The sequence below is a fragment of the Telluria sp. RB2R28 genome, from assembly GCF_059685835.1.
The window spans coordinates 643,282-657,007 of the sequence record NZ_JCASIK010000001.1; the positions used below are offsets into that span (position 1 = coordinate 643,282).

General features: G+C 62.3%; 12 protein-coding genes. 10 read left to right on the forward strand and 2 right to left on the reverse strand.

Annotated elements, in window-relative coordinates:
* Positions 1–10: 10 nt before the first annotated feature.
* A complete protein-coding gene (locus AC56LV_RS02885) occupies positions 11–736 on the reverse strand; it encodes a DUF4198 domain-containing protein (RefSeq protein WP_499555888.1) in 726 nt (241 codons plus the stop codon).
* A 199-nt stretch (positions 737–935) separates the two neighbouring features.
* Between AC56LV_RS02885 and AC56LV_RS02890 the strand changes: the two genes are divergently transcribed.
* From AC56LV_RS02890 to AC56LV_RS02915, 6 genes are all read left to right on the forward strand, one after another.
* Complete coding sequence (locus AC56LV_RS02890) at positions 936–1,853, forward strand: patatin-like phospholipase family protein (RefSeq protein ID WP_183551109.1); 918 nt, start codon at positions 936–938, stop codon at positions 1,851–1,853.
* A gap of 11 nt (positions 1,854–1,864) precedes the next feature.
* Positions 1,865–2,275, forward strand: a complete 411-nt coding sequence (locus AC56LV_RS02895; RefSeq protein WP_499555890.1) for a GlcG/HbpS family heme-binding protein — start codon at positions 1,865–1,867, stop codon at positions 2,273–2,275.
* Positions 2,276–2,518: 243 nt separating this feature from the next.
* Positions 2,519–3,682: a glutamine-hydrolyzing carbamoyl-phosphate synthase small subunit gene (gene carA, locus AC56LV_RS02900; RefSeq protein WP_258837584.1), complete on the forward strand. Its 1,164-nt coding sequence runs from the start codon at positions 2,519–2,521 to the stop codon at positions 3,680–3,682.
* A 1-nt stretch (position 3,683) separates the two neighbouring features.
* The gene (gene carB, locus AC56LV_RS02905) at positions 3,684–6,914 is read left to right on the forward strand and encodes a carbamoyl-phosphate synthase large subunit (RefSeq protein WP_499501790.1); all 3,231 of its coding nucleotides are present in this window, start codon (positions 3,684–3,686) and stop codon (positions 6,912–6,914) included.
* Positions 6,915–7,048: 134 nt separating this feature from the next.
* On the forward strand, positions 7,049–7,522 hold the full coding sequence (gene greA / locus AC56LV_RS02910) for a transcription elongation factor GreA (RefSeq protein WP_183551119.1): 474 nt from the start codon (positions 7,049–7,051) through the stop codon (positions 7,520–7,522).
* Positions 7,522–8,016, forward strand: coding sequence for a DUF4149 domain-containing protein (locus AC56LV_RS02915; protein ID WP_499555892.1), 495 nt, complete (start codon positions 7,522–7,524; stop codon positions 8,014–8,016). Before greA ends, AC56LV_RS02915 begins: the two co-directional genes overlap by 1 nt.
* A gap of 58 nt (positions 8,017–8,074) precedes the next feature.
* Here the strand turns inward: AC56LV_RS02915 and yhbY are convergent, their stop codons facing one another.
* Positions 8,075–8,545: a ribosome assembly RNA-binding protein YhbY gene (yhbY, locus tag AC56LV_RS02920; protein ID WP_183551125.1), complete on the reverse strand. Its 471-nt coding sequence runs from the start codon at positions 8,543–8,545 to the stop codon at positions 8,075–8,077.
* A 42-nt stretch (positions 8,546–8,587) separates the two neighbouring features.
* Here yhbY and AC56LV_RS02925 point away from each other — a divergent pair, with 42 nt between their 5' ends.
* The 4 genes from AC56LV_RS02925 to glmM all read left to right on the forward strand — a co-directional run bounded on the left by AC56LV_RS02925 (position 8,588) and on the right by glmM (position 13,674).
* Positions 8,588–9,235, forward strand: a complete 648-nt coding sequence (locus AC56LV_RS02925) for an RlmE family RNA methyltransferase (protein ID WP_183551130.1) — start codon at positions 8,588–8,590, stop codon at positions 9,233–9,235.
* 236 nt (positions 9,236–9,471) lie between these two features.
* The gene (gene ftsH, locus AC56LV_RS02930) at positions 9,472–11,355 is read left to right on the forward strand and encodes an ATP-dependent zinc metalloprotease FtsH (RefSeq protein ID WP_258837589.1); all 1,884 of its coding nucleotides are present in this window, start codon (positions 9,472–9,474) and stop codon (positions 11,353–11,355) included.
* A 97-nt stretch (positions 11,356–11,452) separates the two neighbouring features.
* On the forward strand, positions 11,453–12,301 hold the full coding sequence (gene folP / locus AC56LV_RS02935) for a dihydropteroate synthase (protein WP_499555894.1): 849 nt from the start codon (positions 11,453–11,455) through the stop codon (positions 12,299–12,301).
* A 32-nt stretch (positions 12,302–12,333) separates the two neighbouring features.
* Complete coding sequence (gene glmM / locus AC56LV_RS02940) at positions 12,334–13,674, forward strand: phosphoglucosamine mutase (RefSeq protein WP_183551135.1); 1,341 nt, start codon at positions 12,334–12,336, stop codon at positions 13,672–13,674.
* Positions 13,675–13,726 lie beyond the last annotated feature (52 nt).

The following is a 13,726-nucleotide window of genomic DNA, read 5'->3' on the forward strand; positions in this document are numbered from 1 at the left end:
GTGAGCCGGATCAGTGTTCGGCGCTTGGCGCCATGGCTGGGCCAGCCGCAACGGCCGCGATGCCCTTTGGCTGCACCACGCTCAGCGACGTGGTATAGCTCGACGTCGCGTATTTCAGGCCAGCGCGCTCGCCTGCCGTCTTGTCGGTGTGCTCGGTTTCCAGCACATACAGGCCTTTCCATGGCATGTCGAACTTGACGACGCCGCTCTCATCCGACTCCGCCTCTTTCGCCCAGCCGCTTTGGACGATCGCATTGACCTTCGCTTTCGGCAGGGGCTGGCCTTTGTAGAACACCTTGAATTCGCCGGCCTTGCCGGTCGGGACGAGGTCGAGCGTCAGTTTTGGCTGCTGCGCAGCGAAGTTGGTGGCCATGCGCGCGGCCGGCACCCAGATGTGGTTCAGCTTCTTGCCGTTCTCATCCGTTTCCCAGCTCGGGTAGGCATTGTCCTGAGCGACGATCGCGTCACCCGCCGCTGGCGTGGCGCCACTGACCAGGTAACCCTTGGCCGTCTTGTCCAGCTTGAGCGTCCGTTCGCCCTTGGCGCCCAGCAGCGTCGCGCTCGGGGCGCCGAACTTGTCGAGCAGGCCCGGCGTGGTTTCGCGCTGGTTCAGGGCAAACTCGCCAAATTGCAGCTTGACCGCCTTGCCGTCCTGCTCGAACCAGATTTGGTGGGCCTGTGCGGCAGGCGCTGCGACCAGCATGGCGACGAGGGAGGAGAGCAGAATTTTGGTCATGGTGAGCGCTTTGTGGTTGTTGATCGGATCAGACGGGCAGTATTGCGACAAGAATTATAATGCGAATCATTCTCATTTCAAAACATTTTTGCAACTGCTCCGCGCGCAGCGAATCACCGGCTTGCCGTCGTGCCCGCTCAGGCATGCCATCAAGAACGCGCCGATGTACAATCGTGCCTCGTTCTTATCGGCCTCCTCTATGCTCTCTCGACGTACTTCCCTCGTGGCCTGCGCCGCACTGTTGCTGGCCGCCTGCGGCAGCACCCCGACCCCGGCTCCTGTCACTCCCGTTGCCGCCCCCAAGGCGGCGCCATTGCCTCCCAAGAAAATCCGTATCGGCCTGGCCCTCGGTGGCGGCGCTGCGCGCGGCTTCGCCCACATCGGCGTCATCAAGGCGCTCGAAGCCCAGGGCATCTACCCGGAAATCGTCGTCGGCACCAGCGCCGGCTCGGTCGTCGGCGCGCTGTATGCGTCGGGCGTGAACGGCTTTGCGCTGCAAAAGACGGCGATGACCATGGACGAAGCCACCATCTCGGACTGGGCGCTGCCGCTGTTCAGCAAATCGACGGGGCTGCTGAAGGGCGAAGCGCTGCAGAGCTATGTGAACAAGGCCGTCAACAACGTGCCCATTGAAAAGCTGAAACTGCGTTTCGGCGCCGTGGCCACCGACCTGAAAACGGGCCAGCCGATCCTGTTCAGCCGCGGCAACACGGGCATGGCGGTGCGCGCGTCATCCAGCGTGCCGAGCGTGTTCCAGCCAGTCGTCATCGGCAACAAGAGCTATGTCGATGGCGGCCTGGTCGCGCCGGTGCCGGTGCGCTACGTGCGCGACATGGGCGCCGATTTCATTATCGCGGTCAATATCTCGAGCGCGACCGAGGGCGCCGCCACGGCCAGCTCGCTCGACGTGCTGATGCAGACTTTCTCGATCATGGGCCAGCGCCTGAATCACTTCGAGCTCAAGGATGCCGACGTCGTCATCACGCCCGCACTGGGCAACATGGGCTCGAGCGATTTCGGTGGCCGCAACCTGGCCATCCTGGCGGGCGAGCAGGCCGCCGCCGCCGTCATGCCGCAAATCAAGGCCAAACTGAAACTCAAACAGCAAGTTCCCTGAGAAAGCCCACGATGAACACCAAACCTTACCTGACCCTGGCGGACGCCAAACAGATCGGCGCTGCCGCCGAAGCCGAAGCCCTCGCTAACGGCTGGGCCGTGTCGATTGCCATCGTCGACGATGGCGGCCACCTGCTGTGGCAGCAGCGCCTGGACGGCGCGCCGCCGATCTCGTCGCACATCGCACCCAGCAAGGCTAACACGGCCGCGCTCGGCCGCCGCGAGTCGAAGGTATATGAAGACGTGATCAATGGCGGGCGCATGTCGTTCCTCAGCGCGCCGAAGCTCGAAGGCATGCTCGAGGGGGGCGTGCCTGTCATCGTCGATGGCCACGTGATCGGCGCGGTCGGTGTCTCGGGCGTGAAATCGCACGAGGATGTCCAAATCGCCAAAGCCGGTATCGCCGCCCTGGGCGCGGCGTAAATCGAGCGTGCGGGCGCGTGATCTTTGCATCATCGGCGCCCGTATTTGCTGCAACGCCGCATTGCCGAATGCCGCTGCACGCGCTATAATTCGGAAGTTTATCTAATTCAAACTTCGCCGTAGCGCATACCCACCAACCCTCATTCAACATGACCTCCAACACCCGGCGCAAGCAGTGCAGCGGGGTTAGCTGGATGTCGGTCTGACGTGGCGCAGCTACGGCAACTTTTACGGGAGTTGCCCTTGCCGCCATTCTTTTCCGGCCCCTCTGTTCCGGCCATTCTGGCCCTTGCTGACGGGACCATCTTCAAAGGTTATTCCATCGGCGCCGTCGGTCACACGACCGGCGAAGTGGTGTTCAACACCGCCATGACCGGCTACCAGGAAATCCTTACCGACCCGAGCTATTCGCGTCAGATCGTTACGCTGACCTACCCGCACATCGGTAACTATGGCGTCAACACGACCGACGTGGAAGCATCGAAAGTGCACGCCGCTGGTTTGATCATTCGCGACCTGCCGCTGCTGGCCTCCAACTTCCGCTCGACGCAGTCGCTCGGCGACTACCTGAAGGCCGAGAACGTTGTCGCGATTGCCGGCATCGACACCCGCAAGCTCACCCGCATCCTGCGCGAGAAGGGCGCCCAGGCCGGCGCGATCCTCACCGCCGCGCAAGGCGCCGAGCCATCGACCGCGCAAGCACTCGAACTGGCGCGCTCGTTCCCCGGCCTGGCCGGCATGGACCTGGCCAAGGTCGTCTCGGTGAAGAACGCCTACGAATTCACCGAAACCGAATGGAAACTGGGCGAAGGCTTCGGCAAGCAGACCAATCCCCAGTACCACGTGGTCGCCTTTGACTACGGCGTCAAGCGCAACATCCTGCGCATGCTGGCCGAGCGCGGTTGCAAGGTCACCGTGCTGCCGGCACAGTCCACCGCCGCCGACGCGCTGGCGCTGAACCCGGACGGTATCTTCCTGGCCAACGGCCCGGGCGACCCGGAACCATGCGACTACGCCATCGCCGCCTCGCGCGAGCTGATCGAAAAAGGCATCCCGACCTTCGGCATCTGCCTCGGTCACCAGATCATGGCGCTGGCCTCCGGCGCCAAGACCATGAAGATGAAGTTCGGCCACCACGGCGCCAATCACCCGGTGCAGGACCTCGATTCCAAGAAGGTCTTGATCACGTCGCAAAACCACGGCTTTGCGGTCGATCCGACCACCTTGCCGGCAAACTGCCGCGTCACGCACGTGTCGCTGTTCGACGGCTCGCTGCAGGGTTTCGAGCGTACCGATAAACCCGCGTTCTGCTTCCAGGGTCACCCGGAAGCCTCGCCTGGGCCGACCGACGTCGCCTACCTGTTTGACCGCTTCATCGGCCTGATGCAAGCAGCGGAGAAAAAATAATATGCCAAAACGTAGTGACATCAAAAGCATCCTGATCATCGGCGCCGGCCCGATCGTCATCGGCCAGGCCGTCGAATTCGACTACTCCGGCGCGCAAGCCTGCAAGGCCCTGCGCGAAGAGGGTTACAAGGTCATCCTGGTGAACTCGAACCCGGCCACGATCATGACCGACCCGGAAACGGCGGACGTGACCTACATCGAGCCGATCACCTGGAAGGTCGTCGAGCGCATCATCGAGAAAGAGCGCCCGGACGCGATCCTGCCGACGATGGGCGGCCAGACCGCGCTGAACTGCGCGCTCGACCTGCACCGCCATGGCGTGCTCGAAAAATACAATGTCGAGCTGATCGGCGCGACGCCGGAAGCGATCGACAAGGCCGAAGACCGCCTGAAGTTCAAGAACGCCATGACCAAGATCGGCCTGGGTTCGGCGCGTTCGGGCGTGGCGCACACGATGGAAGAATCGTGGGTCGTGCAACGCGAGATGGGCTTCCCGACCATCATCCGTCCGTCGTTCACGATGGGCGGCAGCGGCGGCGGCATCGCCTATAACGAAGAAGAATTCGAAGCGATCTGCAAGCGAGGCCTGGAAGCCTCGCCAACCTCGGAGCTCTTGATTGAAGAGTCTCTCCTGGGCTGGAAAGAGTACGAGATGGAAGTCGTGCGCGACAAGAACGACAATTGCATCATCATCTGCTCGATCGAGAACCTCGATCCGATGGGCGTGCACACGGGCGACTCGATCACCGTCGCACCGGCGCAGACCCTGACCGACAAGGAATACCAGATCCTGCGCAACGCGTCGATCGACGTGCTGCGTGAAATCGGCGTCGATACGGGCGGCTCGAACGTGCAGTTCGCGATCAACCCGAAAGACGGCCGCATGATCGTCATCGAGATGAACCCGCGCGTCTCGCGTTCTTCGGCACTGGCCTCGAAAGCCACCGGCTTCCCGATCGCCAAGGTCGCAGCCAAGCTGGCCGTCGGCTACACGCTCGACGAGCTGCGCAACGACATCACGGGCGGCGCCACGCCAGCCTCGTTCGAACCGTCGATCGACTACGTCGTCGTCAAGATCCCGCGCTTCACGTTCGAGAAATTCCCGACTGCCGACAAGCACCTGACCACGCAGATGAAATCGGTGGGCGAAGTGATGGCCATGGGCCGTACCTTCCAGGAATCGTTCCAGAAAGCGCTGCGCGGCCTGGAAGTCGGTGTCGATGGCCTGAACGAAAAAACGCGTGACCGCGAAAAGATCGAAGAAGAGCTGGGCGAGCCGGGTCCGGATCGCATCTGGTACGTGGGCGACGCGTTTGCCCAGGGCTTCACGCTCGAAGAAGTGCACAACCTGACCAAGATCGATCCGTGGTTCCTCGTGCAGATCAAGGAAATCGTCGACATCGAGCTGTGGCTCGAGACGCAGACGCTGGAAAGCCTGGACAAGCCGCTGCTGTACAAGCTCAAGCAAAAAGGTTTTGCTGACCGTCGCCTCGCGTTCCTGCTGAAGGTCAAGCCCGAAGAAGTCCGCGCGCGCCGTCACGCACTGAATATCCGTCCGGTCTACAAGCGCGTCGACACCTGCGCGGCCGAGTTCTCGACCGACACCGCGTACATGTACTCGACGTACGACGAAGAGTGCGAGTCGAACCCGACCGACAAGAAGAAGATCATGGTGCTGGGCGGCGGTCCGAACCGCATCGGCCAGGGCATCGAGTTCGACTACTGCTGCGTCCACGCGGCCCTCGCGATGCGCGAAGACGGCTATGAGACCATCATGGTCAACTGCAACCCAGAGACCGTCTCGACCGACTACGACACGTCCGACCGCCTGTACTTCGAGTCGCTGACGCTGGAAGACGTGCTGGAAATCGTCGAGCTCGAAAAGCCGGTGGGCGTGATCGTCCAGTACGGCGGCCAGACCCCGTTGAAGCTGGCGCTGGACCTGGAAGCCAACGGCGTGCCGATCATCGGCACCTCGCCGGACATGATCGACGCCGCCGAAGACCGCGAGCGTTTCCAGCAGCTGCTGCAAGAGCTGGGCCTGCGCCAGCCGCCGAACCGTACCGCCCGCACCGAAGCCGACGCGCTGGCGCTGGCCGAAGAAATCGGGTATCCGCTGGTCGTGCGTCCGTCGTACGTGCTGGGTGGCCGCGCGATGGAAATCGTCCACGAGCAGCGTGACCTCGAGCGCTACATGCGCGAAGCGGTCAAGGTGTCGCACGATTCGCCGGTGCTGCTCGACCGCTTCCTGAACGACGCCATCGAAGTCGACGTCGACTGCATCTCGGACGGCGAAGCCACCTTCATCGGCGGCGTGATGGAACACATCGAACAGGCTGGCGTGCACTCGGGCGACTCGGCCTGCTCGCTGCCACCGTACTCGCTGACGCAAGCGACGATCGATGAGCTCAAGCGCCAGACCTCGCTGATGGCCAAGGCCCTGAACGTGGTCGGCCTGATGAACGTGCAGTTCGCGATCCAGCAGAAGGAAGAAAACGGCCAGACCGTCGATACCGTGTTCGTGCTGGAAGTGAACCCGCGCGCGTCGCGTACTGTGCCATTCGTGTCGAAAGCCACCGGCCTGCAGCTGGCGAAGATCGCCGCGCGCTGCATGGTTGGCCAGACGCTGGCGCAGCAGGGCATCACGAAGGAAGTGATCCCGCCATTCTTCAGCGTGAAGGAAGTCGTGTTCCCGTTCGTGAAGTTCCCGGGCGTCGACACCATCCTGGGCCCTGAGATGAAATCGACCGGCGAAGTGATGGGCGTTGGCATGACCTTCGGCGAAGCCTTCGTCAAGTCGCAGCTGGCAGCCGGCATCAAGCTGCCGCGCTCGGGCACCGTGTTCCTGTCGGTGAAGTCGTCCGACAAGCCGCGCGCAACGAGCGTGGCGCGTGACCTGGTGGCGCTGGGCTTCGACCTGGTCGCGACCAAGGGCACGGCCGCCGTGATCGCCGCCGCCGGGATTCCAGTGCGCGCCGTGAACAAGGTGCTGGAAGGCCGTCCGCACGTCGTCGACATGATCAAGAACCGCGAAATCGTCATGGTCGTCAATACTGTGGAAGAAAAGCGCAGCGCGATCGTCGACTCGCGCGCGATCCGTACGTCGGCGCTGGCCGCCCACGTGGTGACCTACACCACGATCGCCGGCGCCGAAGCGGCCATCGAAGGCATGCCGCATATCGACGAACTGCGTGTGTATGATTTACAAGGTCTGCATAAAACCTTAAACTAAGCAGACGCAGTACCCGTCACACTGGAAGTCCAGTCAACCACAGAGCTCGCGCGGCCTTGGCGCCGCGTGCCTCTGTGGTTTTCGCTTTCTTGCGGCTTCGGTACATTCGTCAAATAAATCACAAGCAGAGAACCATGACCACACCACTGACCAAATTCGGCGCAGAACTCCTGAAAGAAGAGCTGCACCAGCTCAAGACGAAGGAACGCCGCAGCGTGATCGACGCGATCGCCGAAGCGCGTTCGCATGGCGACCTGTCCGAGAACGCCGAATACGATGCCGCCAAGGAGCGCCAGGCATTCGTCGAAGGCCGTATCGCCGAGCTGGAAAGCAAGCTGAGCACCTCGCAGGTGATCGACCCGACCACGCTCGACGCCGAAGGCCGCGTGGTGTTCGCCGCCACGGTCGACCTGGAAGACCTCGATTCGAGCCAGAAGGTCACGTACCAGATCGTCGGCATGGACGAAGCCGACCTCAAGATGAACAAGGTCTCGATCACGTCGCCCATCGCGCGCGCGCTGATCGGCAAATACGCCGGCGACGTCGTTGAAGTGCAGGCGCCGTCCGGCCCGCGCGAATACGAAATCCTGGAAGTGCGCTACATCTGATGGACAGCGGCGCGCAGGGGCTCGCAGCAGGTCAGGCACCGGGCCGGGCAGGGCGCCTGCCGGCGGCGCGCCTGCTGGTGGCGGCGCTGTGGACCGGCAGCCTGTGGGCGCTGGGCTATATCGCGGCGCCGGCGGCGTTCAAGGTGCTCGGCAGCGGTCAGGCCGGGGATCTGGTCGCCGTGCTGCTCACGCGCCAGGCGTGGCTGTCGATCGGCTGTGCGGTTGTGCTGGCGCTGTTGCTGTGGCGCTCGACCGACCTTGCCCCGCCGCGCCGGCGCTTTCTCGGCTGGCTCGTGATCGCGATGCTGGCGTGCGCACTGGTGATTTTCGTGGGCTTGCAGCCCGGGATGGCGCATTTGCGCGTGCTGGCCGGTGAGGTGGGCGTGCGTGCGTCGCCGTACTGGACGCAGTTTGCGGTCATGCATGGGGTGTCGCAGGTGTTTCACATGATCCAGAGCGTGCTGGGGGCGTGGTTGCTCGTCAAGCTGCGGTAATTTTTAACCCACCGTACGCGACACCGATATAAAAAAAACCGGGTTGCCCCGGTTTTTTTTACTTGTTCAGCGAACTCTTCTTGGAGCTGGTCTGACGCGGCTTGGCGCGCTTGATGTTGCCGCCTGCCGTCACGCGCTCGTTACCCTTGAGCATGACCTTGGTGACGCTCGGCTTTTTGGTGCCGCTGGCGCTGGCCTTGACGATCGTGACTTCGCGCATGCCCGGGCCGGCCTTGCTGCTGCGTTCCTTGGCCGTCTCGACTTTCGGACGGTACAGCACCAGCAGCTTGCCGATGTGCTGGACCTGCGCCGCGTCGAGGTCGGCGCTGATCTTGTCGTACATGGCAACGCGCGCTTCGCGGTCGTCACCGAACACGCGCACCTTGATCAGGCCGTGCGAGTCGAGGCTGTTGGCGACTTCCTTCATCACGGATTCGGTCAGGCCGTCGGCGCCGATCATGACAACAGGATTGAGCCCGTGGGCTTCTGCGCGCAGAGCACTGCGCTCGGCCGGAGTGAGTTTAAGCATAATAAATTTTTGATGGACCTATAAAAGCAGTATTCTACGCGAATGGCCAAGAACAAATTAAACAAAAACTGGTTACACGACCATATTAACGATCCCTATGTCAAACTCGCACAAAAAGAGGGCTACCGCGCCCGTGCCGCCTACAAACTGAAAGAAATCGACGAGGCCGAGAAACTCATCAAGTCGGGCAATGTTGTTGTCGATCTCGGCTGCACGCCGGGCAGTTGGGCCCAGTACACGCGGCGCAAGCTGGCCGGCAAGGACGGCGGCGGCATTCACGGTACCATCATCGGCCTGGATATTTTGCCAATGGAACCGGTCGCCGATGTTCAATATATTCAGGGCGACTTCCGCGAAGAAGAAGTGCTGACGCAGCTTGACGTCGTGCTGGCCGATCGCAAGGTCGACGTGGTGCTGTCGGACATGGCGCCGAACCTGTCGGGTATCGGCCACGCCGACGCCGCCCGCATGGAACATCTGATCGATCTGGCGATCGAATTCTCGCAGGCGCATCTGAAGCCGGGCGGCGCCCTCCTGGTGAAGTGTTTTAAAGACATGGGTTTTACCCAGATTCTGGAGAAATTCCGCCTCGAGTTTACGACCGTCAAGCAAATCAAACCCAAGGCCAGCCGCGATAAATCGTCCGAGATTTTCCTGTTGGGCAGGGGTCTGAAAAATCCAAGCGTGTAATTGGCGTGTGGTGACAGATCGCCCCTTGAAATTCAGCCGCGCGGCCACCACATCTGCCGCGTGATCCCTTGTATTGCGACTGCGTTTCGGGCAGTCGGCGATGTCGGGAATGAATAAGACAGTCATTCGATGGTATTTCGACACTACGGCTGGAGTTGCGTGGCAGCGTTGGCCTATTGCGGGTAAAATCAGAATACTGAAATCGGTAGAGATGCGTACGCATCGGAGGAGTGCTCGTGAATAATATGTTTTCCAAATCCGCCATCTGGGTGGTCGTCGCGCTGCTGTTGTTCATGCTGTTCAAGCAGTTTGACACCCACAGCGTCGCTGGCGGCAGCAAGACCATCGCTTATTCCGAGTTGCTCGATGAAGTGAAGTCGCGCCGCATCAAGGAAGTCCTGATCGAGGGCACCAACATCACCGCCACGCGCGCTGATGACACCAAGGTGCGCGCGACCGCCACCGGTCTTGACCGCGGCCTGATCGGCGACCTGCGCGAATACGGCGTGCGCTTCGATGTCAAGCCACCAGAAGAGCCTTCGTTCCTGCAGCAGGTCTTCATCTCGTGGTTCCCGATGCTTCTCTTGATCGGCGTGTGGGTGTTCTTCATGCGTCAGATGCAGGGCGGCGGCAAGGGCGGCGCGTTCTCCTTCGGCAAGTCGAAGGCACGCATGCTCGACGAAACCAACAACACCGTGACGTTCTCGGACGTCGCCGGTTGCGATGAAGCAAAAGAAGAAGTCTCCGAGATCGTCGACTTCCTGCGCGATCCAACCAAGTTCCAGAAGCTGGGCGGCCGTATCCCGCGCGGCGTGCTGATGGTCGGTCCTCCGGGCACCGGTAAGACGCTGCTGGCCCGTGCTATCGCCGGCGAAGCCAAAGTGCCGTTCTTCTCGATCTCGGGTTCCGACTTCGTCGAGATGTTCGTCGGCGTCGGTGCCAGCCGTGTCCGTGACATGTTCGAGAACGCCAAGAAGCATTCGCCGTGCATCATCTTCATCGACGAGATCGATGCTGTCGGTCGTCACCGCGGCGCCGGCATGGGCGGCGGCAACGACGAACGCGAACAGACGCTGAACCAGCTGCTGGTCGAGATGGATGGCTTCGAAGCGCAATCGGGCGTGATCGTCATTGCTGCCACCAACCGCGCCGACGTGCTGGATAAAGCGCTGCTGCGTCCAGGCCGTTTCGACCGTCAGGTGATGGTGGGTCTGCCGGACATCCGTGGCCGCGAACAGATCCTGAACGTGCACATGCGTAAAGTGCCAATCGGCACCGACGTCAAGTCCGACATCCTGGCCCGCGGTACGCCTGGTTTCTCGGGCGCCGATCTGGCGAACCTGGTCAATGAAGCCGCGCTGTTTGCAGCCCGCCGCAGCAAGCGCCTGGTCGAGATGATCGATTTCGAAGATGCGAAAGACAAGATCTTCATGGGTCCTGAACGCAAGTCGATGGTCATCCGCGAAGAAGAGCGCCGCAACACGGCCTACCATGAGTCGGGCCATGCAGTGATCGCCAAGCTGTTGCCAAAGGCTGACCCAGTGCACAAGGTCACGATCATGCCGCGCGGTTATGCGCTGGGCCTGACCTGGCAGCTGCCTGAGCACGACGCACTGTCTGGCTACAAAGACAAGATGCTCGAGGAAATCTCGATCCTGTTCGGTGGCCGTATCGCCGAAGAGATTTTCGTCGGCCAGATGTCCACCGGCGCATCGAATGACTTCTCGCGTGCGACCAAGCTGGCGCGTTCGATGGTGACCCGCTTCGGCATGTCCGACAGCATGGGCGTGATGGTCTACGAAGACAGCGAGAACGAAGGCTTCTTCGGCGGCGCCACCAAGACCATTTCGGAAGCGACCCAGCAAAAGGTCGACGCCGAGATCCGCGCGATCCTCGACACGCAGTACGCCCTGGCGCGTCGCCTGCTGGAAGAGAACCGCGACAAGGTCGAGATGATGACGAAGGCGCTGCTCGACTGGGAAACCATCGACGCCGACCAGATCAACGACATCATGGCCGGCCAGGAGCCACGCAAGCCGACGACGGTGCTGACCAAGCGCACGCCGCCAGGCGACAGCGGCCCTGGCGGTGTGGCGCCAAACGCCACCGCACCAGCCTGACGCTCGCGCTACCCCACGAAGGCACCCGCAAGGGTGCCTTTTTTCATGATGGCGCTTGCTTGCTGACCCAGCTTGCTGCGCCCGTACTACTGACACCATGAACAAGACACTGCAATGCGGCCAGTTCAGCTTCGCGCTCGATGGCGCCGCGTCCCTCGAGCCCGTCGTGATGGGCATCCTGAATATCACGCCGGACTCATTTTCCGACGGCGGCCGCTACCAGGGCCTGGAATTTGCGCTCACGCACGCCGAAGCCATGATCCGCGATGGCGCCACCATGATCGACATCGGCGGCGAGTCGACCCGCCCTGGCTCCCCTGGCGTGCCCCTCGATGAAGAGCTGCACCGCGTGATGCCGACGCTGTACGCGCTGCGCACGCTGGACGTCGCCTTGTCGGTCGACACCACCAAACCCGAGGTCATGCGCGAAGCGCTGATCGCCGGCGCCGACATGATCAACGACGTCAACGGCTTTCGTACGCCGGGCGCACTGGAAGCGGTGCAGGACAGCGACTGCGGCCTGTGCGTGATGCACATGCAAGCCACGCCAGCCACGATGCAGCAGGCGCCCCAGTATGATGACGTCGTGGGTGACGTGATTGCGTTTCTGGGCGCACGCATCGATGCGATGACGGCGGCCGGCATCGAGCGCAGCCGCATCTGCGTCGACCCGGGCTTCGGCTTCGGCAAGACGGTCGAGCACAACTACGCGTTGCTGCGCGGCCTGGGCCGCATCCGTGATGAACTTGGCTTGCCCGTGTTGGCCGGTATGTCGCGCAAGTCGATGATCGGCGCCGTCACTGGCCGTCCGGTCGAGCAGCGCACCGCCGGTAGTGTCGGCGCGGCATTGGCTGCGGTAGCGCAGGGCGCTAGAATCGTGCGTGTGCATGATGTTGCGGAGACGGTCGATGCGCTGAAGGTATGGCACGCGGCCATGCATCCATAAAAATTCGTTTCAATAAGAGAAAAGAGAACTAGATGGCACGGAAATATTTCGGCACCGATGGCATTCGCGGCCTCGTGGGCGCAGCACCGATCACCCCTGATTTCGTCATGCGCCTCGGTTATGCCGCCGGCACCGTGCTGGCAAAAGGAAAAAAATCGAGCAGCGGCCGGCCCGTCGTCCTGATCGGCAAAGACACGCGCATCTCGGGCTATATGCTCGAGGCAGCGCTGGAGTCCGGCTTCTCGGCGGCGGGCGTTGACGTGATGCTGGCTGGCCCGATGCCGACCCCGGCCATCGCTTACTTGACGCGCGCACTGCGCCTGCAGGCCGGTGTCGTGATCTCGGCGTCGCACAACCCGTTCCAGGACAATGGCATCAAGTTCTTTTCCGGCCATGGCACCAAGCTGCCGGACGCAGTGGAACTGGAAATCGAAGATGCGATCGACCAGCCGATGGGCTGCGTGTCGTCGGACAAGCTCGGCCGCGTATCGCGCCTGCGCGACGCCCAGGGCCGCTACATCGAATTCTGCAAGAGCACGTTCCCGAACGAGCTCGATCTGCGCGGCCTGAAGATCGTCGTCGACAGCGCCCACGGCGCCGCCTACAACATCGCCCCGCACGTGTTCCATGAACTGGGCGCCGAAGTCATTTCCATTGGCGCACAGCCGGACGGCTTCAACATCAACGCCGGCTTTGGCGCCACCGCGCCGCAAGCGCTGTCCGAAGCCGTCGTCGCCAACAAGGCCGACCTGGGCATCGCGCTCGACGGCGACGCCGACCGCTTGATCATGGTCGACGCCACCGGCCGCGTCTACAACGGCGACGAACTGCTCTATGTGATGGTGCGCGACCGCATGAGCACCGGCCCCGTGGCCGGCGCCGTGGGTACCCTGATGACGAATATGGCGCTCGAAGTGGCGTTCAAGGAAATGGGCATCGGCTTTGCACGCGCCAAGGTGGGCGACCGCTACGTGCTCGAGGTCATGAGGGAGCGTGGCTGGTTGTTCGGCGGGGAAGGTTCGGGCCATCTGCTGGCACTGGACAAGCACACCACCGGCGACGGCATCGTCTCGGCCCTGCAAGTGCTGTCAGCGCTGGTGCGCGGCAACAAGTCGCTAGCCGAATGCTGCAACGAGCTCACCTTGTTCCCGCAAACCCTGATCAACAAGAAAGTCGCACCAGGCTTCGACTGGACGGCCGATGCGGCGATGGTCGCCGAGAAGGAAGCGGTCGAGCGCGAGCTGGGCGACAACGGCCGCGTGCTGATCCGTGCATCGGGTACCGAGCCATTGATCCGCGTGATGGTCGAGGCGAAAGAGGCAGAACTTGCCGACAGCCTTGCACGCCGGATTGCTGCCAAGTTGTCGGCATAAATAGTGCGAGCGGTGCGCTGGAATTGAGCCCCACAAGGGCTGGCGCTTCGCG

Coding starts and splice junctions, on each gene's coding strand:
- AC56LV_RS02885 (WP_499555888.1), bottom strand. CDS start 736: ATGACCAAAATTCTGCTCTCCTCCCTCGTCGCCATGCTGGTCGCAGCG.
- AC56LV_RS02890 (WP_183551109.1), top strand. CDS start 936: ATGCTCTCTCGACGTACTTCCCTCGTGGCCTGCGCCGCACTGTTGCTG.
- AC56LV_RS02895 (WP_499555890.1), top strand. CDS start 1,865: ATGAACACCAAACCTTACCTGACCCTGGCGGACGCCAAACAGATCGGC.
- carB (WP_499501790.1), top strand. CDS start 3,684: ATGCCAAAACGTAGTGACATCAAAAGCATCCTGATCATCGGCGCCGGC.
- greA (WP_183551119.1), top strand. CDS start 7,049: ATGACCACACCACTGACCAAATTCGGCGCAGAACTCCTGAAAGAAGAG.
- AC56LV_RS02915 (WP_499555892.1), top strand. CDS start 7,522: ATGGACAGCGGCGCGCAGGGGCTCGCAGCAGGTCAGGCACCGGGCCGG.
- yhbY (WP_183551125.1), bottom strand. CDS start 8,545: ATGCTTAAACTCACTCCGGCCGAGCGCAGTGCTCTGCGCGCAGAAGCC.
- AC56LV_RS02925 (WP_183551130.1), top strand. CDS start 8,588: ATGGCCAAGAACAAATTAAACAAAAACTGGTTACACGACCATATTAAC.
- folP (WP_499555894.1), top strand. CDS start 11,453: ATGAACAAGACACTGCAATGCGGCCAGTTCAGCTTCGCGCTCGATGGC.
- glmM (WP_183551135.1), top strand. CDS start 12,334: ATGGCACGGAAATATTTCGGCACCGATGGCATTCGCGGCCTCGTGGGC.